The sequence below is a fragment of the Streptomyces sp. NPDC058773 genome (genome assembly GCF_042746015.1).
In the GTDB taxonomy this organism is placed as follows: domain Bacteria; phylum Actinomycetota; class Actinomycetes; order Streptomycetales; family Streptomycetaceae; genus Streptomyces.
In genome coordinates, this window is sequence record NZ_JBHYPE010000018.1 from 74,395 (window position 1) to 99,151 (window position 24,757).

At 70.9% G+C, this 24,757-nt stretch carries 23 protein-coding genes; 10 read left to right on the top strand and 13 right to left on the bottom strand.

Going from position 1 to position 24,757, the window contains the following annotated elements:
- Positions 1-89: 89 nt before the first annotated feature.
- Genes ACFW5B_RS18055 through ACFW5B_RS18085 form a run of 7 tightly spaced genes read right to left on the bottom strand, consistent with a single transcriptional unit; the run spans position 90 to position 7,035 of the window.
- Positions 90-1,142 (bottom strand): hypothetical protein, encoded by a 1,053-nt coding sequence (locus tag ACFW5B_RS18055; protein ID WP_386440011.1) that lies wholly within the window; start codon positions 1,140-1,142, stop codon positions 90-92.
- On the bottom strand, positions 1,139-2,869 hold the full coding sequence (locus ACFW5B_RS18060; protein WP_386440013.1) for a carbamoyltransferase: 1,731 nt from the start codon (positions 2,867-2,869) through the stop codon (positions 1,139-1,141). Before ACFW5B_RS18060 ends, ACFW5B_RS18055 begins: the two co-directional genes overlap by 4 nt.
- The gene (locus tag ACFW5B_RS18065) at positions 2,866-3,822 is read right to left on the bottom strand and encodes a thymidylate synthase (protein ID WP_386440014.1); all 957 of its coding nucleotides are present in this window, start codon (positions 3,820-3,822) and stop codon (positions 2,866-2,868) included. The genes ACFW5B_RS18060 and ACFW5B_RS18065 overlap by 4 nt, the downstream gene beginning before the upstream one ends.
- Positions 3,819-5,690: a hypothetical protein gene (locus ACFW5B_RS18070; RefSeq protein ID WP_386440016.1), complete on the bottom strand. Its 1,872-nt coding sequence runs from the start codon at positions 5,688-5,690 to the stop codon at positions 3,819-3,821. The genes ACFW5B_RS18065 and ACFW5B_RS18070 overlap by 4 nt, the downstream gene beginning before the upstream one ends.
- Entirely contained in the window at positions 5,687-6,352 is a 666-nt protein-coding gene (locus ACFW5B_RS18075; protein WP_386440018.1) for an HAD family hydrolase, read from the bottom strand. Before ACFW5B_RS18075 ends, ACFW5B_RS18070 begins: the two co-directional genes overlap by 4 nt.
- Positions 6,349-6,537, bottom strand: coding sequence for a LuxR C-terminal-related transcriptional regulator (locus ACFW5B_RS18080; RefSeq protein ID WP_386440019.1), 189 nt, complete (start codon positions 6,535-6,537; stop codon positions 6,349-6,351). Before ACFW5B_RS18080 ends, ACFW5B_RS18075 begins: the two co-directional genes overlap by 4 nt.
- A 39-nt stretch (positions 6,538-6,576) precedes the next feature.
- Complete coding sequence (locus tag ACFW5B_RS18085; RefSeq protein WP_386440020.1) at positions 6,577-7,035, bottom strand: ATP-binding protein; 459 nt, start codon at positions 7,033-7,035, stop codon at positions 6,577-6,579.
- Positions 7,036-7,526: 491 nt separating this feature from the next.
- Between ACFW5B_RS18085 and ACFW5B_RS18090 the strand changes: the two genes are divergently transcribed.
- On the top strand, positions 7,527-8,795 hold the full coding sequence (locus tag ACFW5B_RS18090; RefSeq protein ID WP_386440022.1) for a helix-turn-helix domain-containing protein: 1,269 nt from the start codon (positions 7,527-7,529) through the stop codon (positions 8,793-8,795).
- Positions 8,792-9,670 carry an aminoglycoside phosphotransferase family protein gene (locus ACFW5B_RS18095; protein ID WP_386440024.1) on the top strand — a complete coding sequence of 293 codons (879 nt, stop codon included), beginning with the start codon at positions 8,792-8,794 and terminating at the stop codon, positions 9,668-9,670. Before ACFW5B_RS18090 ends, ACFW5B_RS18095 begins: the two co-directional genes overlap by 4 nt.
- A 141-nt stretch (positions 9,671-9,811) precedes the next feature.
- Here ACFW5B_RS18095 and ACFW5B_RS18100 read toward each other — a convergent pair whose 3' ends face one another.
- On the bottom strand, positions 9,812-12,256 hold the full coding sequence (locus ACFW5B_RS18100; protein WP_386440026.1) for a tetratricopeptide repeat protein: 2,445 nt from the start codon (positions 12,254-12,256) through the stop codon (positions 9,812-9,814).
- Positions 12,257-12,474: 218 nt separating this feature from the next.
- On the opposite strand from ACFW5B_RS18100, the gene ACFW5B_RS18105 reads away from it, so the two are divergent.
- The 3 genes from ACFW5B_RS18105 (at position 12,475) to ACFW5B_RS18115 (ending at position 14,625) form a co-directional block, all read left to right on the top strand.
- Positions 12,475-12,657: a hypothetical protein gene (locus ACFW5B_RS18105; protein ID WP_386440028.1), complete on the top strand. Its 183-nt coding sequence runs from the start codon at positions 12,475-12,477 to the stop codon at positions 12,655-12,657.
- 137 nt (positions 12,658-12,794) lie between these two features.
- On the top strand, positions 12,795-13,061 hold the full coding sequence (locus ACFW5B_RS18110; RefSeq protein WP_386440030.1) for a helix-turn-helix transcriptional regulator: 267 nt from the start codon (positions 12,795-12,797) through the stop codon (positions 13,059-13,061).
- Between the two features lie 127 nt (positions 13,062-13,188).
- Positions 13,189-14,625, top strand: coding sequence for a tyrosine-type recombinase/integrase (locus tag ACFW5B_RS18115; RefSeq protein ID WP_386440032.1), 1,437 nt, complete (start codon positions 13,189-13,191; stop codon positions 14,623-14,625).
- A gap of 107 nt (positions 14,626-14,732) precedes the next feature.
- Here ACFW5B_RS18115 and ACFW5B_RS18120 read toward each other — a convergent pair whose 3' ends face one another.
- The 3 genes from ACFW5B_RS18120 to ACFW5B_RS18130 all read right to left on the bottom strand — a co-directional run bounded on the left by ACFW5B_RS18120 (position 14,733) and on the right by ACFW5B_RS18130 (position 17,030).
- Positions 14,733-15,437, bottom strand: coding sequence for a hypothetical protein (locus ACFW5B_RS18120; protein WP_386440034.1), 705 nt, complete (start codon positions 15,435-15,437; stop codon positions 14,733-14,735).
- Positions 15,438-15,671: 234 nt separating this feature from the next.
- Complete coding sequence (locus ACFW5B_RS18125) at positions 15,672-16,016, bottom strand: hypothetical protein (protein ID WP_386440036.1); 345 nt, start codon at positions 16,014-16,016, stop codon at positions 15,672-15,674.
- Positions 16,017-16,289: 273 nt separating this feature from the next.
- Positions 16,290-17,030, bottom strand: coding sequence for a phosphatase PAP2 family protein (locus tag ACFW5B_RS18130; protein ID WP_386440038.1), 741 nt, complete (start codon positions 17,028-17,030; stop codon positions 16,290-16,292).
- Positions 17,031-17,361: 331 nt separating this feature from the next.
- Here ACFW5B_RS18130 and ACFW5B_RS18135 point away from each other — a divergent pair, with 331 nt between their 5' ends.
- The gene (locus ACFW5B_RS18135; protein WP_386440039.1) at positions 17,362-17,787 is read left to right on the top strand and encodes a BlaI/MecI/CopY family transcriptional regulator; all 426 of its coding nucleotides are present in this window, start codon (positions 17,362-17,364) and stop codon (positions 17,785-17,787) included.
- Complete coding sequence (locus ACFW5B_RS18140; protein ID WP_386440041.1) at positions 17,784-18,743, top strand: M56 family metallopeptidase; 960 nt, start codon at positions 17,784-17,786, stop codon at positions 18,741-18,743. The genes ACFW5B_RS18135 and ACFW5B_RS18140 overlap by 4 nt, the downstream gene beginning before the upstream one ends.
- A gap of 133 nt (positions 18,744-18,876) precedes the next feature.
- Here the strand turns inward: ACFW5B_RS18140 and ACFW5B_RS18145 are convergent, their stop codons facing one another.
- Positions 18,877-20,454: an ATP-binding protein gene (locus ACFW5B_RS18145; RefSeq protein WP_386440044.1), complete on the bottom strand. Its 1,578-nt coding sequence runs from the start codon at positions 20,452-20,454 to the stop codon at positions 18,877-18,879.
- A 1-nt stretch (position 20,455) separates the two neighbouring features.
- Positions 20,456-21,247 (bottom strand): response regulator transcription factor, encoded by a 792-nt coding sequence (locus ACFW5B_RS18150; RefSeq protein WP_386440046.1) that lies wholly within the window; start codon positions 21,245-21,247, stop codon positions 20,456-20,458.
- Positions 21,248-21,479: 232 nt separating this feature from the next.
- On the opposite strand from ACFW5B_RS18150, the gene ACFW5B_RS18155 reads away from it, so the two are divergent.
- The 3 genes from ACFW5B_RS18155 (at position 21,480) to nadE (ending at position 24,548) form a co-directional block, all read left to right on the top strand.
- Entirely contained in the window at positions 21,480-22,700 is a 1,221-nt protein-coding gene (locus tag ACFW5B_RS18155; protein WP_386440048.1) for a glycosyltransferase family 4 protein, read from the top strand.
- A 283-nt stretch (positions 22,701-22,983) separates the two neighbouring features.
- The gene (locus ACFW5B_RS18160) at positions 22,984-23,538 is read left to right on the top strand and encodes a GH25 family lysozyme (RefSeq protein WP_386440050.1); all 555 of its coding nucleotides are present in this window, start codon (positions 22,984-22,986) and stop codon (positions 23,536-23,538) included.
- Between the two features lie 179 nt (positions 23,539-23,717).
- Positions 23,718-24,548: an ammonia-dependent NAD(+) synthetase gene (nadE, locus tag ACFW5B_RS18165; protein WP_386440052.1), complete on the top strand. Its 831-nt coding sequence runs from the start codon at positions 23,718-23,720 to the stop codon at positions 24,546-24,548.
- The last annotated feature ends 209 nt before the right edge of the window (positions 24,549-24,757 follow it).

Below are 24,757 nucleotides of genomic sequence, written 5' to 3' on the forward strand. Positions count from 1 at the left end.
CAGCCTAGAGGTGCTCGGGTGCCCGGACGGCCCAGCCGCCGGAACACATACGGATGATCGGGGCCTGCTGGCCCGAGCGAGGCGGTTCATCACGCGGCCCCCTGCCTTGACGGCACCGCAGCGGTGGCCATGTCCAGCACGGACTCCAGCTCGTCGACCTGGTGGCTGAGCCGGAACAGTTCCAGCCGGCCGATGCACTCCGAGATCAGTTCGGCGTGCTGCTGACTGCCCGCGATCTTCTGGAGATCTTCGATCCGCCGGATCGCTTGGCCGCCCGTCTGGACCACCAGGTCCTCGGGAACGAATTGCTCGACGTGCCGGATGCCAGCCGGCCCCAGCGGCAGGCACCCGGCGAGGACGGCTTCAAAGATCCGCTGGGTCATCTGTCCGACCGCGGCGTACCGCTCGGGCAGGAGCAGGACCGTGGCCAGTGTGCTGCTGTAGAGCCGGGAGACGGCGTTGAAGGGGATTCGGCCGAGGAAGGTGACGTGTGGCCATCGCTCGGTACTGGTCCACTTGCCGCCCACCCGGTGCTCAAAGCGGGCGGCGGCCGGAGCGAAGAAGCGGTCGAACTCGTCGTCGCGGTCGTACTGGTTGCCGACGTAACTGAGCGGGGTCCTCCGGTCCTCGCTGGCCAGGGCGATTGGGTCGGCACCGTCTAGGAGCGCATCGTCGACCGGGAAGAGCAGGCGGTGGGCACCGGGGCTGGGCGTGAGCGCGGCCTCGCACACCTCGACGTTCCGGATCCGCCGCCAGATGCTGTCCTCGCGCAGCTGCCGGTCCTTGTCCCAGATCACGGTGGGAGTACGGCGCCGAACGGTGTAGTGCTGGAGCAGCTCCGCCTGACGGTGGAGATCACAGGTGTGGCCTTGGGTGCCGCAGGCAGTGGTGTTGCGTCCTTCGATGGACCAGCGCCATTCGAGGAACAGCACGTCGATGTCCGGGATGCCGGAGTCGAAGTTGTAAACGCCGCCGAGAGCGTCGCCCGCTTCGAGCCGATCGCGGTCAGCCTGCAGAAACACGATGTCGTGACCACGCCGGAGAAGCGCGTCGATCAACGGCCGGCGGTGGCTGCGGCCTCCGTCGGGGGTGTCGGTGACCCCGTTTCCGAGGAAGCCCCAGAAGCTGTATCCGATCTTCACTTGGTGATCCACCGCCCTTCGAGCAGCAGGGCGTCGAGCCCGGAGTTCGCGAGGCAGTCCAACGCCATCTCCGGGGTGCCGCAGATGGGTTTTCCCTTGACGTTGAGCGAGGTGTTGATCAGGACAGGGACTCCCGTACGGCGGGCGAACGCCTCCAGGACCTCGTGCATGAACGGGTTCTGTACCGCGGTGACGGTCTGGAGGCGGGCGGTGCCGTTGGCATGGACGATCGCGGGGATGCGCTCGCGGGCAGCGTCAGTCACCTGGGAAGCCATGGACATGTACGGCGCGTCTTGACCGAGGGTGAAGAACTCACCGGCACCGGCGGCGGCGACCATGGGGGCGAACGGACGGAAAGGTTCGCGGAACTTCACCGTGGCGTTCAGCCGATCGACCACCCCGGCTTCGAGAGGCGAAGCGAGAATCGACCGGTTCCCCAGGGCACGGGGGCCGGCCTCGACGCGGCCCTGGAACAGCCCCACGATCATCCCGTGGGCCAGCTGGTCCGCGAGAAACTCCGCGGCGTCCGCGCCGAGGGGCTTCTGCTTCAGTCCGGGCCACGGGGTGAGGTCCAGCACCGGCTCCGGAAAGGACGGGCCGAGGTAGCAGGTACGGGCGATCCCGGACAAGGGCCGTCGGCTGCCGCTGTCGGTGTGCACGGCGACCGCGGCGCCGATCGCCGTGCCCGCGTCGCCGGGGGCCGGCGGGACGAAGACCTCGTCGAAGATGCCCGCTTCGCTGATCCGTCCGATGCTGACGCAGTTGGTGGCCACGCCACCGCCCACGCACAGCCTGCGCGAGCCACTCAGCAAGCGGGCCCGGCGCGCGAGGTGGATCATGATCTGCTCGGTGCGCTCCTGGAGGGCGGCGGCCAGGTCCTGGTGGATGTCTTGGACCGGCTCGTCCGGTTGCCGGGGCGGGCAGGTCTCGGCAACGAACCGAGGGGAAGTGCGTGGGTAGCCGGAGGTGAGCACGCGGGGCGGGAAGTACGCCGGGTCCACGGCGAAGCCGGTGGCTGTGGTGTGGACTGCGCGGGTGAAGACGTGCCGGAATCGAGCGGGGTCGCCGAGCGCTGCGAGGGCCATGACGGTGCCTTCTTCGTCGCCGCGCCGCCAGCCAAGGTGCTCGGTGACCGCCCCGTACACATAGCCCAGCGAAGCCGGGTCCGTGAGTTCCTCCAGCATGCGGACACGTGGGCGTGCGTTCTGTCGAGCGTGGGCGGTGGTGGTGGTCTGCCGCTCGCCGAGGCTGTCGACGACGAGAACAGCCGCCTCCTCCCACCCCGACGCAGTGAACGCGGCCAGTTGGTGCGCGCGGTGGTGCAGTACGGGGGTGACGCGGGCGTCAGGGAAGTACTGCGCGAGGAGCCGCAGGCGACGCCGGGTACGCACGGCCACCTTGGCGAACCCAGCCGCGCGCGGTATGGCCCGTGAGCGGGTCGTACCCAGCAGGGCCATCCGCAGTGCGGAGGGGATCTCGGCAAGGTAGCGGACGGGCTGGAAATTGTACGCGACGGCATCGACGTCACCAGGCGTGATGCCGGCCTCCTCCAGCAGCCACCCGACGGCCTGGCGGGGGTATTCACGTGTGTGTTTCTGCTGGGACAAGCGCTCCTCCTCCACGAAGCCCACCAGCTCACCGTCGATGAGGAGAGCGGCGGCGGAGTCGTGGGTGAAGGAGCACACGCCCAGGACGACGGACGGCACGTGGTCCACGGTGATGGTCACCTCGTCCCCGCTGGTGCGGAAGCGGGCGTGGCGCCGACGCGACGAGTCAGCTCGGCATACCAGGCGGTCAGGGCCTCGCCGAGCGGCCCGTCGATGGCGGCGGCGCTACGCCAAGCCTGCTCGCGCTCTCCGCCCTTCCACAGCTGGTAACTGCGCATAGTCGCAGCCATGGCATCCCAGCTCGGGTGTCCCGTCTCGCCACCGGTTCCCACCCGGTCGAGGAGCTTCTCGAACCCCTCCCACGGCGTGGACAGTTCAGGCATCACGGGGCTCGCTGCCACGCCGGTCAGCGCCTCGGCGTTCTCGATGTCGCGCTCATAGATGTGGAGGGAATCGACGTGGTGGTGGGTTTCGCCCAGGTCGGCGTCCAGCCATCCAGCGACCAGCTCGTGGAGCGTGGTGAAGAAGAACAGGTCGTACGGCATGCCGATCCACACGTCTTGGCCGCGCATCGTGGTCGACATGTGCAGATGCCCGCGACGCAGGTGGAAGCGGAAGCCGAGTGTGCAGGGGACGTCTTTGTGGCCGACGGTGTCGCGAGCCGGGTCGTAGAGCTGGATGGTCGCCCGTCGGGAGTCGGGGTCGTCCTTGAGGATCTCCACAACACGGTGGATCTGGTCGACCTCGCCGCCCCAGTTCCGCATCCTGGGGCCATACGCGCCGCGGAGGACGCCATCGTCGGCGTACTGCCACAGCTGCGCGTTGTAGTCGAAGATCCACGGGTCGTCGGAGCCGGAAAGGTGCCAGACGGTCTCGGCCACCGCGAAGGCGGGGTTCAAGATGCGGGCGGGCGGCGCGTACAGGAGCCGTGCCCTGGGCTGGGTCAGGCGCATGCTGAGGTCCAGGACCTCGCGAGTGGCCATCCCGCGTGGACTGACCTTCGCCCCGTTCTTGGCCAACGCAACGGCCCCGGTGAAGAGTTCGGCGACGTTGTCGGCGGATAGGTTCGTCATCGGATGGTTTCTCCCTCGCCCCAGGGGAAGCCGGACTCGGCGCCCGCGGGCTGGTGGTCGATTAGGTCGGTGGGCGCGATGTCGGGCTCGGCCCGGCGGATGATGAGCTGGGCGACGTCGGCAGCGCTGTGGCCTCGCCAGCGGCACACCGCATCGCACGCTTCTCGCGGTACTCGGGCGCTCCCCCGGCTCACGAGGTCGAGCGCGGCCGCGACATCGACAGCCGTACGGCAGCGATGGGCGGCGGCGTGCTCTGCGAGACCGAGCGTGCGGTCACCAGGGCGGTCCAGTTCGAGGACGGGCACGTCGAGGAGTACGGCCTCAATGCCGCACGTAGAGGACACGCTCACCACTGCGTCCGCACCTGCCAGGCAGCCTCGCGCTCCAACGCGCGGGTCGGCCACGGCCATGCGAGGCTCTCCGTCCCGCCGCAGCAAGCGGTTGAAGACGCGACCCCCTTGGGCCGGGTGCGGGGCAATGACCAACCCCCAGCGCCCCCGGGCCCTCCTCAGACCATCGAGGATGATGTCCGCCTGAGCCTGCAGGCGCTGCGGGCCGAACGGCTGGCAGGCCCACACCGCGATCCGCTCCGGGCCGGATTCGTTGCCGGCGCCGAGCAAGTTCTGGAGATAGCGATGCTGTGCTTCCCGCCCGAGGCCGGCGAGCGCATCGAAGCGCGGCTGCCCCAGGACGTGGATCTCCGCCTTCGGGTGCCGAACCCACTCCCTCGCCGGGGCAACGTCGCGGTCACCCATCACCACGATGTGCCGACTGTGGAGTGCCGGCCAGGCGACCGCCTCTGGTATCCACGCCCCGTGCTGGACAGTCACGGTGGTGGCACCGTGCCGCTCGGCGGCGTGAGCGGCGAGGGCTCCGAGCGGGCTGGTGTCGTTGCTTAGCAGCACAGTGTGCGGGCGTACCGCGGCGAGTAGTTCGAGGAACCACTCCTCCACTCGCACCACGGCTCGCCAGGAGGGCTGGGTACACCCGCCACTTCCTTCCAGAAGTGCGGCGGCGAGTCGCTCCAGTCGGTCCAACCGAACGGTGTGAACACCGACCTGGACCGTGCCATCGGCTCCGGTGGGTTCTTCGGTATCCAGATGCAGTCCAGGTACCGTTCCAGCTGCGGTAAGGGCTTCGAGGGGCGCTGAGCACAGCGTGATGGATCCGCCCGCCGGGGTGGGGCAGCGCTCCATCGGATCTGTGGCGAGATCGACCAGCACGCTGGGCCGTCCTTCGCGAGCGAGTTGCTCCAGCACCGGCAGCAGGGTCTGCGCGTGCCGGGATGACCAGGAAAGTGCCACTACCTCGGCGGTAGACACAGCGGAAGGCGTCGGGGCATGCGCGAGATCACGGACAGGATGGAGAGTCGTGAGCTGTCGCAGCCGAGCAGAGCGCGCCGGATTGTGCGACGCCTGCGCACCAAGGGCGTACGCGACACCCGACCAGGTGACCGTGTAGGCGCGGTACTCGCGTGAGCTGCTGTCCCGCAGTCCGAGCAGTCCTTCGTACGGAGCAAGGGCCACGGGTCCAGGGGCCGCAGCGAACTCGGGCCACGCGCTCAGCGCCAGGAGCTTCCGCACCAGCTGCGTGATCAGACGCCGTACCGGAACATGCTGCACATACAGCCACGAGGCACCACCCGGCGTCTCAGCACATCGAGAGCTGTACGCCTCCAGGCCGGACATGACGTCGGCGACGTAGCTGCTGACCTCTGCTCGGTCGACAGGTAGAGCCTCCAACTCCAGCGTGGTGATGCAGGAGGCCGTCATGTGCCGCAGAGACCCTTCCCCGACGAGCGCCCAGACGGCCTGCTCCCCCACCGAAGTTCGCACGAGGCCGAGGGCACTCCGCTTCGAGACGCTCACAGCAGGCTCCCTGCGACAAACGGGCCTGACTCGCAGCTTGTGTCGAGTAACCGGAGGAGGTCCTGCGGATCACGCGCGATCTCAGGTGCCGGACTGCCAGGCTCGCCGTAGCCCCAGGCGGCATGCGCGTACGGCACACCGGCCCGCCGGGCGCACTCGCGATCGACCGCCATATCGCCCACGAACACCGCGGACACGGGATCAGTGGTGAGATCAACGAGCGCGAGCATCAGTGGATCCGGCGCCGGCTTACCCCGCCCCTGGCCGCTGGGAGTCCGGACCGCGGCAAAAGGACACCCGAGCCGAGCCAGCAATGGAGCAGCCCGCTCCAACGGCTTGGACGTGACGACTCCGAGCAGCCAGTCAGCGGCAGCGAATGCGTGGAGCACTTCCTCCACACCATCGAACGGTCGGGCCAGCTCGCAGCAGCGCCGAGATGCCTCTGCGTATGTCTCGTGGATCCGGTCTGCCTCGGTGAGGCCCAGCAGTTCCATGATGTCGTCGAAGGGACGGCCGAGGTACTGCTCGTACGCCTCGAACGGCACGTCGATGCTGTGGCGTTCGCGTACCTCGCGCCAGGCTTTCCGCATGACCGGCCGCGTATCGAGCAGGACGCCGTCGAGATCGAGGATGAGCGCACGCCTGAGCCCGGACGCCGTCATCGGGTCGCGCTCCTTCGTCGGCGTAGCAGATGACCTTTGACGGTGTCCTCGGCCAAGCCGATGCAGGCCGCGATCTCGCTGTTCCCCAAGCCATCGGCGACAAGGCCCAGGTTCGCGGTTTCCCGCGGTGTAAGGAGGGTCAGCAGGGCAGGCGGTGAGTGTGCGGGCATGACGAACAGCTCCAAGATCTGATCGGACGCTTGAGTGGTGAGGACTGGCTGCGGTCAGACGGCCGGCGGCGTCGACGGCCAGCGCAAGAAGGCAAGGACCCGCTTGCCGGTGCCGTCTGGTTTCAGGCATGAGGTCCAGGCGTCCGCCTCAGCGGCTACGAGGCGCAGGCCCCGGCCATCGAGCGCGCCGATCGACCCCTTACGCGGTGCAGGGAGCTGGCGAGAGTTGTCCTCCAGCTCGATCCCCACGACTGCGTTCTGGTAGGAGATCGTCAGGGTGATCTCCTCCAACAGGCCCTCGGGTTTGGTCCTGCCGTGGCGACGTGCGTTCGTGACGAGCTCGCTGACAATGAGCAGTGCGCGATCGACCAGAGCCTCCAGGCCCCACTCGGTGAGCTTCATCCGCGTGAATGCACGGGCCCGACGGGGAGCCAGGTCGTCGGCGGAAAGGGAAATCCGCGATTGCAGCTCGGCGTGCTCGATGACGGCCTCCATGGCCAGGGCGATGTTCATGCCGGCCCTCACACCATCCGCCGGGGTCCGCCACGGACTCGGCAGCGGCCGGTGTGCCGGGAGCCGACAACCGCCGGTTCCTCGCAGTGGATGCGGAACGCTATCTGGTGGTTCGCCGCCATGGACATACCTCCCAAGGTCCCTGCCACACCGAGGTCGATTCGCCTCGGCAACGGCTGGCGGCACACGCTGCCACCGAGCATTGGAGATCGCATATCACCGGAGCGATAAGGGAAGTTGGGCTGCAATATGGCAACTGCAATGCCAGCATGAGCATCAGCGTCCGTATGGGTCGATCGAGGTCGGGAGGGGCAGTGAGCGGTGAGCGTCGTTGCCTGAAGTGCGGGTGCCGCCTCAGCCGCTACAACCCGGACGAACGAGAACTGTGTGGGGCGTGCGCACGAAGCACCCCCACAACAACAGAGCCCGGTCTTCCCTCAATCCCGACTCGCATATGGTCAGATGCCGGGATCCAAGAAGCCCTCGGAGTAATGGACTTCGGGCGAGTGAGCCGTCTCCTACGGCAATACGCCGGATTGCGACAAGACGACCTCGCTCACCTCACCGGCTTCAGCCAGAGCTACCTATCCCAGCTCGAATCCGGAACCCGTCGTCTCACGCGCCTCGACAAGACCCAGGCGTTCCTGAACGCCCTGGATGTACCGGCCGAACTCCGCCCGCTCGCTCCCGGCAGTGCGCCTGTGCGCAAGGCATCGGAGCCCGAGCGTGACGAAGCCGATCACCTGCGCTCACTCGCCACAGGGGCGGCGCAGTCCTCCAGCGAGTTCGCTGCGTTCATGTCTTCCAGCAATGTCAGCACAGACGAGCTTGAGCAGTTCGGATTCGCTCTCGCCCGCATCGCCACCGACTACGTCCACGCACCGCTACTCCCGCTGTTCACCGAGCTCGTCACGGTGCGGGATGAGCTCTTCGACCGCCTGCAAGGCCGCCAGCGCCCCCAGCAGAGCCGCGAGCTGTTCATGCTCGCGGGGACCGCGTGCCTGCTCCTCGCGCACGCCTCACAGAACCTCGGCGAACAGGCATCCGCGATGGCGCAGATCCGTACCGCGCGCATGTGCGCTGAACAGGCGGATCACACCGGGCTGCGGGCGTGGGCTGCGGGCACGGCTGCGCTGATCACCGAGTGGTCGCCACAAAATCGGATGGCGCTGAGGCTGACGGAACACGCGGCCCAGCTCGCGCCGGCCGGCGAGGCCCGTATCCGTATCGCCGCGATCGAAGCTCGCGCGGCGGCCCGAATCGGCGATCACGAACTGTCCCTGGCCGCGATCGACCGGATGCGGCATGCCAGAGAGGAGACACCGCTCCATGACGAGGTCGAACAGTTCGGCGGCCTGATGACCTTTCCCCTCGCGAAGCAGGACTACTACCTCGGCGGCACCTACACGCTGCTCGGGATGTACGAGGAGGCCCGCCAGCACGCCACCGCCGCAATCGCTGCGTACCGCAGCGGCCCGAGAGAGGAGCGCTCGTACGGTGATGAGGCCCTGGCCCATATCGATCTGATCACCGCCGGCATCCTCCAGGGAGACCCCGAGGGCGCGACGACCGCCCTCCAGCATGTCCTGGACCTGCCCCCGCAGATGCGCATCCGGCAGCTCGGCAGCGCCATGGATCGCCTCGGCAGCCTCATGCGCCGAACCGACCTCAAGGGCAACCGGACCATCGGGCAGCTGGCCGACCTCATTCACGGCTACCAGGTCATCGACGGCACGGCCGCGCTACGGTCGGAGCGATGACCACAACATCTATTACGCCTCAGGGTGCTGCACAACGTGCTTGCACAGTCTGGGGGCTTTCGGCACGCGGCCTCTCGCCCCTGCGTACCCACGCCACGTCCGTCTATCTACTGCCCCAGGCCGACGCCGTTGTCCGAGTCAGTCGGAACGAACAGCGCGCCTCGATTCAACGAGCCATCTACCTCACCCGCTGGCTGGCCGGCCATGGGCTTGAGGTCACCGAGCCGCTCGATGTACCGCAGCCCTTGGACGTTCACGGATACGTGATCACCCTGTGGCGGCACTACCCACAGCCGGATGGCCCGCCCCCCGGTCCGGAACACCTTGGCCGTCTGCTCAGCCGACTGCACCGGCTCCCTGAGCCCCCCATCGAGTTGCCTGCCTATCGTCCCCATCTGGCTCTGCGCCCTGTCGTCGAGTCCAGCACCGTCCTTGAGCCCAGCAATCGCGAGTGGATACTGCACCGCTCCGACAAACTCCTGGACGCCTACGCGCATCTCGATTTTCGCCTCGGCCGGGGATTGGTCCACGGTGACGCCTACCCGGGCAACACTCTCTGGGACGGCAACGCCGCCAGGCTCGGCGACTGGGACGAAGCGGCCATCGGCCCGCGGGAGACTGACCTCGCCAACACCTTCCAGGGCGTCCGCTTCGGCCGCACGCCTGCCCAACTACGCGCCTTCTCAGACGCATACGGTTACGACCTCGCGGACTGGCAAGGGCTCTCGGTGCTCACCGAGCTACGGGACCTCCACACGCTCGGCTCCTTCATCCGCCGCGCCGACCAGGGCGACCGTGAGGCAGCTGCCCAGCTCGCCTTCCGGCTGGACACTCTGAAACGCGGCGACCGTACGAAGAGCTGGGCCATTCACTGACCTCTGAGCCCAGAGCCGGCTAGGACTTGTCCGGGCGATCATGTGTGGAGCCAGATGACGAGCGCTGCTCCGGCGCGGCTACCGCCAGGGGTGACGCCACCGCCCGGGTACACCCGGGCGGTGCTGTCACCCGGGCCGACCCTACCCCTCGAGCTCGGTTTCGATCGAGGTCGTAGGATCGACCGCTCTCGGGACGGGCCAAGGCCACGACTCGGACAGCGTTCCGTCGGCCTCGATGCCGTGGCGCTCGTAGCTGTCCACCAGCTCTCCGCGGGAAGAGGCCAGGTCCCCGAGGTCGAACCGCCAGCTGTCTCCGGTGTTGATAGCTGCGAGGTACAGCCGCTCCGCCTTCTCATGGTGCCCCGACTCGGCTGCCCACTCCGCCAGTTTCCGCAACGCCCTGGGGTTCCCCAACCCGGCGGCCGCCTGGTACAGGCGTTCGGCCTCCTCGCGGTTGCCTTGACGTTCGTGCGCCTCCGCGAGCAGCTCGTGCAGATTGCCGTACTCCAGGAACCAGCGGGTCAGCGGAGCGACGTCCGGCCTGTTGTGGCGCAGCACATAGGAATCGACGTCGTCCAGAACGAACAGGGCCGTTTCCTCGGCCTCGGAGGGCGAGGGCTCCGACGCCTCCCGCCGCTCCGCATTCCGATCCGCCTCCCGTCGCGCATCCCAATCGAGGTACGTTCGCGCGGACTCGTTTCCCAGCTCAGCTGCGGCTAGGTACAGCTGTCTGGCCTGGGCTCGGTCCCCGGACAGTTCGTGCCTGAGTGCCAGCCTCGCCAGGGCATCCGGGCGCGCGGCATCAGTGGCGTCCCGGAGGATCCGGTCCGCTTCCGCAGACTCCCCCGCCTCCATTCGCCGCCACGCCAGTTCGCCCGCCGCCTGCCCGTCGCCCGCGGCTGCGGCGGCCTCGAGGAGCCGGTGCGCCGTCTCCTGGTCTTCGGCCCGGTCCATCCGTATTGCGAGCGCGAACAGGGCAGACGGGTCCCCGGCGTCCGCACTGGCTGCGTACAGGACGGCGGCGTGGCGCAGCCTCGCCCGCTGCTCGGCGGCGTAGGCGAGGCGGTGGAGGTCCGTGGCGTCCGCAAGGTGCTCGGCCGCGGCGTCCCAGAAGGAGGCCGGCGGGCAGACGGTTCGGCGTGTCCGGTCACCGTGCTGCTGCAGGTAGTCGGCGAGGCGCACCACGCCCGACACAACGCCCATCCGGCCCGGGCGGGCGACGTCCTGTAGCGGGCTGGTGGTCTGCTTGACGACGGTACGGGCGCGGGCGAGCGCCCGGGTGAACCACCCGGGGTCGACGGCTCTTTCGTCGTCGTCCAGGTAGCCCGGGACTGCGGCCTCCAGGAAGGCGAGCGGCAACGGTCCGGTGACGCCGAGGCGGTGGGCGTCCATCGCAGCGCTGAGAACGGCCCTGCAGTGGAGCCCCGCCTCGCCGACTGGGTGCTCGTAGATGTCGACGAGATCCGGACCGGCGGCCAGGACCTGGGTCAGATCGGCGAGGCCGGAGTCCAGAGCCACGGCCAACGAACCGTCCTCGCAGGCGAGTTCCCTGGCGGACTCCAGGGCTTCGGCGAAGGTCCGGGGCACGTGGACGTACGCGGCCTGGGCGAGGAGCGCGCGGGATAGCCGGTGCTGATCGGGACTGCCGTGGCGGAACCCGCCGCCGTTGCCGTGGCCAGCGTCCCGCAGGGTCTTGAGATGCTCCGGCCACAGCGTGGCGACCACCACGAGCGGCCCCTCGCCGTCGAGCCGCCGCAGCAGCGCCGCGGCGACCGCCTCACCCGTCGGGCCGGTGAGGTAGTCCTGGGCCTCGTTGAGCCACAGCACGCTCCCCGGACCGAGGGCCTCCGCCGCCAGGACGTCCAGCAGACCAGCCGCGTCCGCCGGGAAAAGCAGCGGGACGTCCGGCGGCACCGCCGCCCGCAGCCCCTCGAAGGCCGTTCTGGTCTTCCCCGTGCAGGAGCCCCCCTCCACCACGATCAGGCTCGGCCGCGCCCCCGTCGCCACCGCCTCCGACAGCAGGCCGCGCAGCCGCTCATCGTGCGGGCGGAGCACGTAGCGGGGCAGGACGAAGGCCGGTCCGCCGCCGACGCCGTCGCGGAAGCCGTCGCCGACAGGGCGCCCGGGGATGGCCGGGTGCACACCGAGCCGCTGGGCACTCCATGACCCGACCGGTCGCGGGCGGTCCGCGAGCGCGGCCTGCCGGGCACGCCGCTCGTCCTCCGCCAAGGCCGCCCGCGCCTGCCGGCGCTCGACCGCCGACCGGGTGTCCTCAGCCCGGCGCTCGCGCTCCTCGGTGAAGGCCGCGCGCCAGCGCCCGGGATCCAGCAGCTCGGCAGCGGTCTTCCCGGAGTCGTCGACGGGGCTGTCCAGGACGCCCGTGTGGGCGGCTTCGGCACGGATCGCGTCGAGGACGACGATCAGTTTCCCGAGGTCCTGCGGCAGGTTCGCACCGTCGAGCCAGGTGCCCGGCGTGCCGGGGGCAACCTCCGCCAGCCGCGCCAGTTCCCGGTTCGACGGACAGTCGCGCAGCGCACGGCGCTTGAACTCCCCCACCCGCCGGAGATCTGCCAACACGTCACCCATGTACCCGCTCCTCACCGACCGCCTGCGGCCCGGCCGGGCGGGCTGGGTGTCCGATCGGCCGCCATCGGACACCCGGGAGCGTAACAACCCGGAGCAGCGCCCCGGGCGTCGCGTGATCGATCTGCCGCAGAACCTCGCCGGACACGCCGTCGGACGGACAGGGTCTCCGCCAGGCCCGCCGTCCGGCGGGGCCACCGCCCGAGAAACGGATCGTCCCGATGACCCAACAGCAGCTCCTGGCCCTGCTCCTGGCTTTGTCCGCCGCCCTCCACCTCGGGTGCGCGGCCGCGTTCGTCGCGTGGCGCGAGGGCGCCCGCCCCGGCGCCGCCCTCCTGATTGGCGGGAGCACCGCGGGCGCGGCGGGTAGTCTGTACCTGACCGCCGTCAGTGCCTACCGCTGAGAACTCCCAGGATCCGCCGCCGCGCCTTCGCGACACAGCTGGGCCCTCCATTAACACAAAAAGACCGGCCCGACCAAAACGCACTTTCTCTGGATTCTCATCCTGTCACTCAACCTCCCAGGGACAGGAGTCCAGCGATGCATCAGGCCAGCCAAAAGCACGAGTCGGCCTTCTTGAACCTCCCGAAGGCTGCCGAATATCTGGGGCTTTCCCCCAACACGCTCTATGTATGGCGTCATCGGCGGCAGGGCCCTCCCAGCTTCCGTATGGGCCGACGCGTGATGTACCGCATAACTACTTTGGATGAATGGGTTCACGCCCAGGAAAAGGCCGACTCCCGAACCAACCGCTCACTCAACCCGCTGGCTCAGAAGCCGCAGCGTCGATCGAAGGTCCGCAGGTAGGGACACCTAGGGCCAAAGCGCTCCCCGCGAAGAAAAACTCTGCACCCGGGATAAGAACCGGCCGCCGGGAGCGCTACCAACACACAACTCGTGCTGAAGATCGACGCACCTCAGGAGGACCTCAAGAGTGGCCGGTTACATAGAAGACCGCTGGCTCAAGAAGCGGCCGGACAAGCGAACCGGCAAAAGGGAGCGGACTGCGCGCTATGGGCAGGGCAAGCGCTACCGCGTGAAGGGGATTCCTGGCGTCCAGGACCGTGCCTTCGACACCAGCGAGGACGCCAAGCAGTGGCTCGCCACCGCGAACACCGACACCAAGCGGGGCGAGTTCGTCGACCCGCGCGACGGCGAGATCTCCCTCGCCGACTACATCGTCGATCACTGGTGGCCGAGCCGGACGGACGAGCCGTCGACTGCGGATCCCATGCGCAGCCGCATCTGGAACCACATCATCCCGATCCTGGGCGACTTCGCCCTCCGGGAGATCGATGCCTCCGCGCTGCGCTCGTTCGCCGCCGAGTTGCTGGCCCGGGTCGAGGGCTCGACGGCCGAGGTGATCTGGGGCCACCTTTCGTCCATCCTCTACAGCGCCGTCGACGACCAGCGACTGCTGCGAAACCCCATCAAGGTCCACAAAAGCGTCAAGGCTCCACGGCGTACAGAGAAGAAGGCGAAGGCCTGGACACGGGCGGTCGTCGACGCCGTCCGCCTCCACCTCCAGGACCGCTACGAGTTCGCCGTCGACCTCGGGCTCGGCCTCGGTCTGCGCCAAGGCGAAGCCTTCGGCCTGGCCGAAGAGGACTTCGACTTCGAGGCGGGCGTCGTACGCATTCGGCGTCAGCTCCGGTGGGACAGCAAGGGCCGGCCGTACTTCTGTCTGCCGAAGGGAGGCAAGACTCGGGAGGTGCCTCTGTCCCCCAACCTCGCTGCTCGAGCGCGTGACCACTTCCGGCGTTTCCCGTCCACCCCATGTACCTTGCCATGGCGGAACCCGGAGCCCCCGACCAACGCCCTGGAGGCCCGGCAGCGGAAGCCGATCACCGTGCAGCTGGTGCTCACGACGTCGCATGGCAACCGCATCTATTACCGGACATGGAACGACCGGAGCTGGAAGCCGGCCCTGGCAGCGGCCGGTCTCATCACGGCCGTGGGCGAGAAGGTCCGCCGGGACGGCGGCCGGATCCGGCGGACTCCCGTCTACGCGGCACAGCGCGAGGACATGTTCCATGTCCTGCGGCACACCTACGCCAGCGTGCAGCTGGAGGCCGGCGAGTCGATCGTCAGCCTGTCCACATGGCTGGGACACTCCTCGCCGAAGATCACACTCGACCACTACGCTCACTTCATGCCCGGCGCCGGCCGGCGCGGCCTGGCCGCGATGGACGCATGGCTGGAGCAAGATCAACCGCGGATTGTCCCCGAGAAGTCCCCGGCAGCCGAGTGGATCAAGAAAATGACCCTGAACCCGCAGGTCAAGGACCTGATCGCGGCTGGCGCCAGCATGAACGTCAAGTACAAGGAGACGGCGCGGGGCGGGCTCGCGGTCAACATCATCGAGTGCTGAGGCGACTTGGCAGGCCCCGGCCGGCGGGTTCGCCGTGCCGGGGCCGTCGCCTTTGAGGACTGTCAGCTGTCTCGGCTGTCTCGGCTGTGTCCTCTGTGACAGCTGGGTCAGTTGTCCGTGCCGTCGCCGGGAACGGCGTCGCCGGGAGCGGTGTGCCAGTTGGTGACGATGGGCCGGTCGATGGTGACGGCGCCGGTGGAGACACTCGCCGGGTTCGGGTCGGACCCGCCGATGGCCACGATCAGGGACGTGAACTCGACGCCGTTGTCGCCGTTGGTGGTCTTGGGGTTGACCCCGGCGTAGACGGTCTTGGCACCGCTGAGCTTGACGGCCGGACCGACCGACTGCTCGGCGGGGCCCGCCTCAATGCCCTTGGAGCCGAAGGAGATCGAGGGGAGCGCGCTGGGAATCGTGCAGGTGATGCCGGGCTTGGCGCGGGCGGACAGCAGGATGTAGCCGCCGGCCTGAGTCTCGGAACGGGCCGAGAACTTCAGGTCGTTGGCCCCGCAGGCCTGCCCGTAGCCCTTCTTGTCGCCGGACGGTGCCGACTTGCCGCCCGAGGCGGACGCACTCTCCTGCGCCGACGCGCCCCCGTTCGAGGACGATCCGGCCGACTTGCCGCTGCCGGAGCCGGCGTCGGGCGCACCGCTCGCCGACGGCGCATCGGCCCCGGCGGACGCCGCGGAACCGCCGCCCGAGCCCGCGCCCTCCGCGTCATCCGGGCCACAGGCGGTGAGGCTCGCCGCGAGCGCCACCCCGGCAGCCGCGGTGAGCGCGACACGTCGGATGCGGGCGGTGTAGGTGCGGTTCACGGTTGCTCCTCGTTGCATTCAAACTTGAAGGGGCCGGGGCGCAGCCCCGGCGGCCCCCGTCGGATGATGTTACTCAAGCGTACGCCGCTGACGCTTCGCTTACGTTCGGCTAACGCCTGGTCAGAGGGCCGGCGAGGGGCTGGTGTTCCTGCGTGTGATGCACCGTGCCGTTGTTGGTGGTGGCAGTGATGGGCACCGTACCGTTACGGCAGGGCGATCGGGCGACTTGGGACACTATCTGCCGATCTCCCAGGCGAAGGGCGGCAGTTCGCGGGCCCGGGAGTAGATGTCCAGGGCCTGTGGCGCGGGGACGAAGGGGTGGACCCGGGCGCCTTCGAGGCCGGCCAGCAGGCGGGCGCAGTGGTGGACACAGCCGGCCGCCTCCCGGCCATGGCGGTCGACGATGGTGGCGGCGTCCCGCGGCCCCTCACACGGTGTGGGGTCCTTGGCGGCGGCGGCCGGGCAGCGGCTGTGGGGTACGGCGGGCCCGGTGGGCCCGGCGGGCTCTGCGGACCCGCCGAGACCGGTCGGGGCCGGGGGGACCCGGCGAGGTGGCGGAGTGTTGAGCGGCTGGTTCATCGGTGTGTTCCCCCTGGTGGTGCGGTGGTGCGTGCCGGCGGTGCGGTGGTGGGTGCTCCTGGTGCCGTGGTGGGTTCTGGGGGTGCGGTGGTACGTGTTCGTGGGCGGCGCCGTGGCGGGATTGCCTTGCCGTCCCGGTGCCCAGGACAGTGCTGCTCGGTGCGGGACGCGTCCATGCGGCCTTGGGGAAGACCTGGTCCGATCGTCAGCTATTCATGGGAATGGACGGTACGGGCCGCCCGCGAGCCCGGCGGGGCGGCGCGGGAGCGGCCGTCAGGAGCCGTCGCGGCGGCGGAGGGCGAACGGCTCCAACAGGAGCGCGAGGGCGAGCAGTCCGGCCGCCAGGAACCAGCCGCCGAGGACGTCGCCGGGCCAGTGCACGCCCAAGTAGACGCGGGTGAGCCCGACTCCGGCGGCCCAGAGGGCGAGCACCGCGCACCAGGTGCGGGCCACGGCGGGGCGGGCGCGTCGGGCGATGCCCCAGGCCAGGATGCCGGCCGCGAGCGCCGAGGTGGTGGCGTGGCCGGAGGGGAACGCGTACCCGGTGGCGGGCCCGGCCCAGTCGGCGACCGGCGGGCGGGGGCGGGCGAGCAGCTCCATCAGGCCGTAGCGGATCGCCTGGCCGGCGGCGAGGACGAGGACGGCCCAGCCCACCGCGCGCAGCCGCCCCCGCACCCGGCGCCCGGCCAGCAGACCGGCGAGCACCGCCATCGCGTACGGGACCGGGCCGCTGCCGGTGGCGGTCAGCACGCGGGTCAGGGAACGTGACGGCTCCCCGCGGTGCGCGGCGGACCAGCGAACGGCGGCCTCTTCGGTGGCGAACGGGGCGCCGTGCCGTACGGACACGGTGACGGCCGCGGCGGCGAAGAGCATCGCGCAGACCGCGGCGAAGGTGAGGAGCGCGGCGGTGCCGGGACGGCGGTCCGCGCCGGGGTGCCGCCTGAACGGCTGCGCTTCCGGCCGTGGTTCCTCTTCCGCCGGCCCCGGTTCCGGTTCCGGCCCCGGCGGCGTCACGGCGCGGGCTCCAGGGGACGCGGTGGGGTCGCGGGGAGTTGGGTGGCGGTGCGAGTCGTAGGGCGAGTGGGCGGGGGCTGGGCGACGGTGCGGAGCCGGACGGTGGCGGGGAGACCGGCCACGGCGTCGGCGGGCCGACGGCCACGGGGCGGAGAGCCGCCGCCGCGCACGGCCCGTGCGACCCCTGTCACCTGCGTAGATGCGGTGGCCACGGGCATGTCGGCGGCCCCTCCCATAATGGGTTGCGGGCCTGCCGTGCGACCGGCCCGACCGACTACAGTTACGTAGACGGTCTACGGCACTGTAGACGACGAAGAGGTGGGGGCGTTCCATGTCGGAGACATCACCCGTGCAGCGACGCCCGGCCGGCGAGCTGGAGGCGAGCGTGCTCGCGGCGCTCTGGGCGGCCGAGGGCCCGCTGAGCCCCGCCGGGGTGCAGAGCGCGCTGGGCGGTCGGCTCGCGCGCACCACCGTCACCACGATCCTCAGCCGGCTGCACGACAAGGGGGCGGTGTCCCGCTCCCGGGCGGGCCGCGGCTTCGCGTACTCGCCCATACAGGACTCCGCGGGGCTGACCGCCCGGCGGATGCGCAGTGAGCTGGACAAGCAGGATGACCGCGGCACCGCGCTCGCCCGCTTCGTCTCCCAGCTGACCAGTGAGGACGAGCAGTTGCTGCGGGCCCTCCTGGAGGGGGCCGGGGACGGCGCCCCCGAGGAGCCGCGGGGACCGCGGTCCGGACCCGGGACCGGACCGTGATCCTCGCCGTTTGGATTCCCCTGCTGATGCCGCTGCTCGCGGTGCCGGCCGCCCGCCGGCTGGCGGGGTCGCTGCCGCCGCGGGCCGCGGCCTGGCTGCTCACCGGCTGCGCCGTCGCGCTGGCCGCCTGTACGGCCGCCGCGCTCGCTCTGCTGCTGGCCGCCGGGGCCCTCCGGCTGCCCCCGGTCGCGGCCCTGGGCCATCTCTCCCCGCCGCTGCTCGGCGGCGATCCCGCCGTGACGGTGCCCGCGGCCTGGGCCGCCGCCGCAACGCTCGCCGCGTGCGCGGCGACCGTTGTGCACCGCGCCCGCCGCCACCGCGCCGAGCTGCGCACCGCCCGCCGGGCCACCGACGCCCACGCCCCGGCCGGCGATCTGTGCGTCCTCCCGGACCCCGCGCCCGACGCCTATGCGCTGCCGGGCCGGCCGGGCCGGGTGGTGGTCACCGCCGGGATGCTGCGGGCACTCTCCCCGGACGAGCGGGAGGCGCTGTTCGCCCATGAGCGCGCCCATCTCGCGGGCCGCCACCATCTGTTCGCGCTCACCGCCGCGCTGGCCGCGGCCTGCCATCCCCTGCTCCGCTCCCTGCGCGCCCCTCTGGCGTACGCGCTGGAGCGCTGGGCAGATGAGGCGGCCGCGTCCCGGGTGGGCGACCGCCGGGTCACGGCCCGTGCCATCGGCCGCGCCGCACTGGCCGCCGCCCCGTCCGCTGCGGGGCCGCACCGCCCCGGCACCGTCCTCGCCGCGACCACCGGCCCGGTCCCCCGCCGGGTCGCCGCCCTGCTGACGCCCGAGCCGATGCCCGGCCACCCCCCGATACGCCCCGGCTCCGCCGGCCGCCGACTGATCGCCGTGGCCCTGCTCGCCTGTGTCACCTTCTCCGCCGCGTCCGCTCTGGACGCCGCGGCCGACCTGCACACGACGGTGGAAGTGGCCCAGGGCGAGGTGACGCGCTGACGGGGTCGGTTCCGGGGCCCGGCCTGCTGCCGGGAGCCGGCGCCCGTCCGGCGCGGTGCGGGCGCCGGGACAGCCCCGCTGCCCGGACCGGTCCGCGTCGCGCGCTGCGGTGAACCGCTCAACCAGCCCCCGTCTACGCCGTATCCGCCGACCTCGCACCGTCGCCGGCACCCGCCCCCGTTCCCCGGCCCTTCCCCGTTCCCGACCCCGACCCCGACCCCGTCCCCGTGCTGACCGTGAAGCCCAGGGTGGCGCCGCCGCCGGAGCGGTGGGTGGCGAAGGCGTGGCCACCATGGGCGGTGGCGATTTCGCGGACGATGGCGAGGCCGAGGCCGGAGCCGGGGAGGCCGCGGGCGGCAGCGGCGCGGTAGAAGCGGTCGAAGACGCGGGTGAGGTCGGCGTCCGCGATGCCGGGGCCGCGGTCCAGGACCTCGACCCGGGCGCCGGTGACCACGACCTCGATCGGCTCCGTGCCGCCCGCGTCGAACTTGGCGGCGTTCTCCAGCAGATTCGTGAGCGCACGGTGCAGCGCCGCGGGCCGGCCCTCGACCACCGCCGGGCGCACGGTCCGTACGGTGATCTCGCGGCCGGTGCGGCGGCGGGCCGAGGCGGCCGCCTTCTCCGCGACCTCGGCCAGCCCCACCTCGGCGAGCGGGTCGTCATCGCGCTGTCCGGCGGCCAGGTCCACCAGCTCGTTGACCAGATCGCTGAGTTCGCGGGCCTCGCCCGCCAGGTCGGCCAGCAGCTCCTCGCGGGCGTCCGGCGGCAGTTCGTCGAACCGCTTCAGCAGCGAGATGTTCGTACGGAGCGAGGTCAGCGGGGTGCGCAGCTCGTGGCCGGCGTCCTGGACGAGGCGCTGCTGGTCCTGGACCGCGCTGGCCAGCCGGCCGAGCATGTCGTCGAAGGCCCGCCCGAGCCGGGCCACCTCGTCGCGGCCGGCCACCGGGACCGGGACGTCCAGCCGCCCGTGCTCCGCCACGCTCTCGGCGACCGCGGTCAGCCGCACCAGCCGGCCGGTGATCCGGCGCGCCAGCCACCAGCCGCCCGCTCCGGCCAGCGTGATGACCGCGGCGGCCAGCAGGGCGGTGCGCTGCTGGAGCGCGGAGAGCAGGTCCTCGGTCTCGCTGAACTTCTGGGCGACCTGCACCGCCCCGCGGCCCCCGCCGAGCGCGACGGTGGCGACGTGGTACTCCTCGTCGCCGATGTCCGCCTCCCGCTCCGCGTACTGGCCGGCCCGTTCGTCGGCGGCGATCCGGCGCTCCGCGGCACCTGCCGGGAGCACCGGGCTCCCGGTCTCCACGATCCGGCCGCCGGCGCCCAGGATCTGCACATCGGTCCGGGACGGCCGGGTGAGTTCGTCGCGCGGCCCGTCGTGGTCGGGGTCGGAGGTCGCATAGTCGCCGGGCTTGAACGGCGTCTCCTGGACCTGGACCCGCAGATCCCGTACGACCTGCGAGAACACCGACTTCTCATCGACCCGTACCAGCCGGGCCGCGGCGTCGTAGCTGAGGAATCCGACGAGGACGGTCACCGCGGCGGCCCCGGCGGCGAACGCCACCGCGAAGGCGGTGCGCAGACTGGCGGGCCGGCGGGTGCGCAGCCAGGCCGCCGAACCGCCGCGCCGCCAGGAGCGCAGCCGGGCCCGCAACCGGGCCCGGAGGGGGCGCCCGGCGCGGGGCCCGGTCCCGGTGCGGTCGCGCGGCCCGGACATCTCAGTCCTCCCGGAGTACGTAGCCGACGCCACGCACCGTGTGGATCAGCGGGCGGCTGCCCGGGACATCGACCTTGCGCCGCAGATAGCCCACGTACACGGCGAGGTTCTTCGAGCCCGGCCCGAAGTCGTAGCCCCAGATCCGGTCGTAGATCGTCGAGTGGTCCAGCACGATCCCGGCGTTCCGGGCCAGCAGCTCCAGCAGCTCGAACTCGGTCCGGGTCAGCTCCAGCTCCCGCTCGCCGCGCCAGGCACGGCGCGAGGGGCCGTCGATCCGCAGATCCGCGGCCTCGACGACACCGCTGTCCGCCACCCGGGACTCGTACGCCCCGCCCGCTTCGGCGGCCCCGCCCGTCCCGCCGGGCTCCTCGGCCGCGTCGGGACCGGCCGCCGCACCCGCACCGTCCTCCGCCCCGGCCGGGCCGGCCGTCGTCCGCCGCAGCAGGGCCCGCAGCCGGGCGAAGACCTCCTCGACCTCGAACGGCTTGACCACGTAGTCGTCGGCCCCGGCGTCCAGACCGGCGATCCGGTCGGCGGTCTCGACCCGGGCGGTCAGCATCAGGATCGGGGTGCGGTCCTGCTCGGCCCGCAGCACCTGGCACACCTGGAGCCCGTCGATCCCCGGCATCATCACGTCCAGCAGGATCACATCCGGCCGCTCGCGGTGCGCGGCGGCCAGCGCCTGGATGCCGTCGGCGACGGCGGTGACCCGGTATCCCTCCAGGGTCAGCGCACGCTCCAGCGCGGTGCGGATGGGGCGGTCGTCCTCGGCGAGCAGTACGGAGTGGGTCACCCGGCAAGTCTGCCAAGGCCGCGGCGGCGCAATGACCGGCGGCCGGTGCGGCGGGCGGCTTTCTTACCCGGCTCTCACCCCGGCTTTTACCGGTCTCTCACCCCGGCCACGCCATCGGCTTACCCCGTGCCGCCACGGTGACTCCCGTGCCGGACGGGCCGGTCGCGCCGACCGGCCGCGGGTACCGGCCGGTCGGAATGACTGGCACACCTCGGGGAAGACACCACACCGCATGAAGATCACCCTCCTGCTGCACAACGCCTATGCCATCGGCGGCACCGTCCGCACCACCCTCAACCTCGCCGCCGCGCTCGCCGACCGGCACGACGTCGAGATCGTGTCGATGCTGCGGCACCGCGAGGTCCCGCGCTTCACCGTGGACCCGCGGGTGCGGCTGGTGCCGCTGGTGGACACCCGGGTCGGCAGCGAGGACATGGCCGATCCGCTGTTCTCGGAGCCCGCGCAGGACTTCCCGGCCTCCGAGAAGCGGCACCACCAGTACAGCCGGCTGGTCGACGTGCGCGCCGCGGAGCTGCTGCGCACCACCGACGCGGACGTGCTGATCGGCACCCGGCCCGGCATCAATGTCTACCTGGCCCGGTTCGGTCCCCGCCGCGCGCTGCGGATCGCCCAGGAACATCTGCGGCACGACGCCCACGGCAAACGGCTCCGCGCCGAACTCGCCCGCCACTACCGGACGCTGGACGCCGTGGTCACCACCACCGAGGCGGACGCCGCGGTCTACCGCGCACGGATGCCGCTGCCCGGCGTACGGGTCCTGGCGGTGCCCAACATCGTGCCGGCGCCGGACGGACCGCCCTCCGAGGGCACCTCGAAGGTGATCGCGGCGGCCGGCCGGCTGGTCCGCGGCAAGCGCTTCGACCTGCTGATAGAGGCGTTCTCCGCGGTCGCCGCCAAGCACCCCGACTGGCGGCTGCGGATACACGGCGGCGGTGCCGAACGGGACGGGCTGCAGAGCCTGATCGACGGGCTCGGGCTGCGCGGGCAGGCGGAGCTGACCGGGCCACGCTCACCGATCGAGGCGGAGTTCGCCAAGGCATCGATCGTGGCCTCGGCCTCGGACGCCGAGTCGTTCGGCATGACCCTCGTCGAGGCGATGCGCTGCGGGGTGCCGGTCGTCAGCACCGACTGCCCGCTGGGCCCGGCCGAGATCATTGACGACGGCACGGACGGGCTGCTGGTGCCGCGCGGCGACGGCCGGGCGCTGACCGCTGCCCTGCTCACCCTGGTCGAGGACCCCGAGCGCCGCCGCGCGATGGCCGAGCGGGCGCGGGAGAGTGCGCACCGCTACGACCCGGAGCCGATCGCCGAGCGCTATCAACTCCTCTTCGGGGAACTGGGGTCGACGCGCGGCCGTCGTGCGTGGCAGCGCGCCGTGGGACGGGCCCGCGCCCGCGCACGACGGCTGCTGCGGCGCGCCCTGCGGCGCTGAAACGGCCGCCCATCGGTTGACGGGCCGTTCCGGCCGGTGAGACCGGAACGGCCCCAACTTGACCGCGGTACAAGGAACTTCCCGTCCTCTCTCTGGCGTCTCCGGTGGAGAACATGCTGAACTGCTGGAAACGAAACTGAATCGCACGGAACGCAGAATCGCTGGATCACAGCACCGGATCACGAAAATGCCGATCACCGGAGGCCCGGAACTCGGCAACGCAGTGCGCGCTTCGAGCAGTTGACGCTTCGAATCCGCAGGTCCGACCGGCAGGAGGCCACTCATGCTGCACGGTGTCGATGTCAGCTCCTACAACACCTCGTATTCCACCGCGGGGCTGGACTTCGTTTTCGTCAAGGCCACAGAAGGCCGCTCCTACATCAACCCGCACCAGTCCGCACAGGCGTCAAAGGCGCGTAAAGCGGGCTGCGTGGTCGGTTTCTACCACTTTCTGTGGCCGGGGAATATCTCCGCCCAGGCGGAATACTTCGTCGAGAAGTGCGCCTCCATCCAGGGCGACATTCTGGCCTGCGACTGGGAACGCACCGGCGAGGGGACCTATGCGAGCAATGCACAGAAGGACCAGTTCCTGAAAGCGGTGAAGAGGCTGCGTCCCACGCACCGCGTCATGCTCTACTGCAACCGCGATTTCTGGCTGCACCACGACACCACCTCCTACGCGGCCGACGGCCTGTGGATCGCCGACTACGTCACCGCCGGGCATCCGCGGATCAAGGCGAAGTGGCGCATCCACCAGTACACCGACCGGCCGCTGGACAAGGACGTCGCGGACTTCTCCAGCAAGGCCGCCCTCAAGAAGTGGGCGCACCCGGCATAAGGTTTCCTACCGGCACGCTGTTTCCGCGCCGCCGCAAAACCGCAGGCGCGCGACGGAGAAACGCTGTGTACGCGGCACCGGAACGCTGCGTACAGCAAAGGAACCCTGCGTACGCGGCACAGGAACAGCGCGTCACCGCCACCGCACGACGCGGCACGAGAACACCACGAGGAGCAGCTGTGACCGACCCGGCGTCCAAGGCCCTGCAGGAGGAGATCGCCCGGGATCTCCAGGTGACCGCGTCCTTCGACGCCGGGCAGGAGATCGAGCGCCGGGTGACGTTCCTCACGGAGCGGCTGACCTCCACGGGCCTGCGCTCGCTGGTCCTGGGCATCAGCGGCGGCGTCGACTCCACGACCACGGGCCGGCTCTGCCAGCTCGCCGTGGAGCGGGCCCGCGCCGCCGGGCACGACGCGACGTTCTACGCGATGCGGCTGCCGTACGGCGTCCAGGCGGACGAGAAGGACGCCCAGCGGGCGCTGGAGTTCATCCGGGCCGACCGGGAGCTGACCGTCGACATCCGCCCGGCGAGCGACGCGGCGCTGCAGGCCGCGCTGGACGGCGGGCTCACCTTCCGCGACGCCCACCACCAGGACTTCGTCCAGGGCAACATCAAGGCCCGGCAGCGCATGATCGCGCAGTACGCGGTCGCGGGCGCCCACGACGGCCTGGTCGTGGGCACCGACCACGCGGCCGAGGCGGTCTCCGGCTTCTTCACCAAGTTCGGCGACGGCGCGGCCGATGTCGTGCCGCTCACCGGGCTGACCAAGCGCCGGGTACGTGCCGTGTCGGCGGCGCTGGGCGCGCCGGAGGAGCTGGTCCAGAAGGTGCCGACGGCCGACCTGGAGACGCTCGACCCGGGCAAGCCGGACGAGGACGCGCTCGGGGTGAGCTACGACCAGATCGACGACTTCCTGGAGGGCGAGCCGGTCGACGCCGCGGCCGCCGAAGCCATCGTCCGCCGCTACCGCCTCACGGAGCACAAGCGGGCACTGCCGATCGCTCCCTGAGAGCAGCCCCCGGAGGGGTGCTCGCGGGGCGGACCGCGCTGTGAGGGGTGCGGGGCGCGGCCTTGAGCGTGCGGGGCGCGGCCTCGAAAGCTCTCCCCCGCCCCCTCCCCCTCTCCCCCTTCGGGGGAGGGGGAGAGGGTGGGTTCGGGGGTGGGGGGAGCAGCGGCCTCGCGCCGAGCCCACCCCGTCATGTCATGGCCCGGCCAGGG

What these genes read in the sequence shown, in the direction of transcription:
- ACFW5B_RS18065 (WP_386440014.1), bottom strand. Translation starts at nt 3,822, where the DNA reads ATGACGAACCTATCCGCCGACAACGTCGCCGAACTCTTCACCGGGGCC.
- ACFW5B_RS18075 (WP_386440018.1), bottom strand. Translation starts at nt 6,352, where the DNA reads ATGACGGCGTCCGGGCTCAGGCGTGCGCTCATCCTCGATCTCGACGGC.
- ACFW5B_RS18085 (WP_386440020.1), bottom strand. Translation starts at nt 7,035, where the DNA reads ATGAACATCGCCCTGGCCATGGAGGCCGTCATCGAGCACGCCGAGCTG.
- ACFW5B_RS18090 (WP_386440022.1), top strand. Translation starts at nt 7,527, where the DNA reads ATGGACTTCGGGCGAGTGAGCCGTCTCCTACGGCAATACGCCGGATTG.
- ACFW5B_RS18095 (WP_386440024.1), top strand. Translation starts at nt 8,792, where the DNA reads ATGACCACAACATCTATTACGCCTCAGGGTGCTGCACAACGTGCTTGC.
- ACFW5B_RS18100 (WP_386440026.1), bottom strand. Translation starts at nt 12,256, where the DNA reads ATGGGTGACGTGTTGGCAGATCTCCGGCGGGTGGGGGAGTTCAAGCGC.
- ACFW5B_RS18105 (WP_386440028.1), top strand. Translation starts at nt 12,475, where the DNA reads ATGACCCAACAGCAGCTCCTGGCCCTGCTCCTGGCTTTGTCCGCCGCC.
- ACFW5B_RS18110 (WP_386440030.1), top strand. Translation starts at nt 12,795, where the DNA reads ATGCATCAGGCCAGCCAAAAGCACGAGTCGGCCTTCTTGAACCTCCCG.
- ACFW5B_RS18125 (WP_386440036.1), bottom strand. Translation starts at nt 16,016, where the DNA reads ATGAACCAGCCGCTCAACACTCCGCCACCTCGCCGGGTCCCCCCGGCC.
- ACFW5B_RS18135 (WP_386440039.1), top strand. Translation starts at nt 17,362, where the DNA reads ATGTCGGAGACATCACCCGTGCAGCGACGCCCGGCCGGCGAGCTGGAG.
- ACFW5B_RS18145 (WP_386440044.1), bottom strand. Translation starts at nt 20,454, where the DNA reads ATGTCCGGGCCGCGCGACCGCACCGGGACCGGGCCCCGCGCCGGGCGC.
- ACFW5B_RS18155 (WP_386440048.1), top strand. Translation starts at nt 21,480, where the DNA reads ATGAAGATCACCCTCCTGCTGCACAACGCCTATGCCATCGGCGGCACC.
- ACFW5B_RS18160 (WP_386440050.1), top strand. Translation starts at nt 22,984, where the DNA reads ATGCTGCACGGTGTCGATGTCAGCTCCTACAACACCTCGTATTCCACC.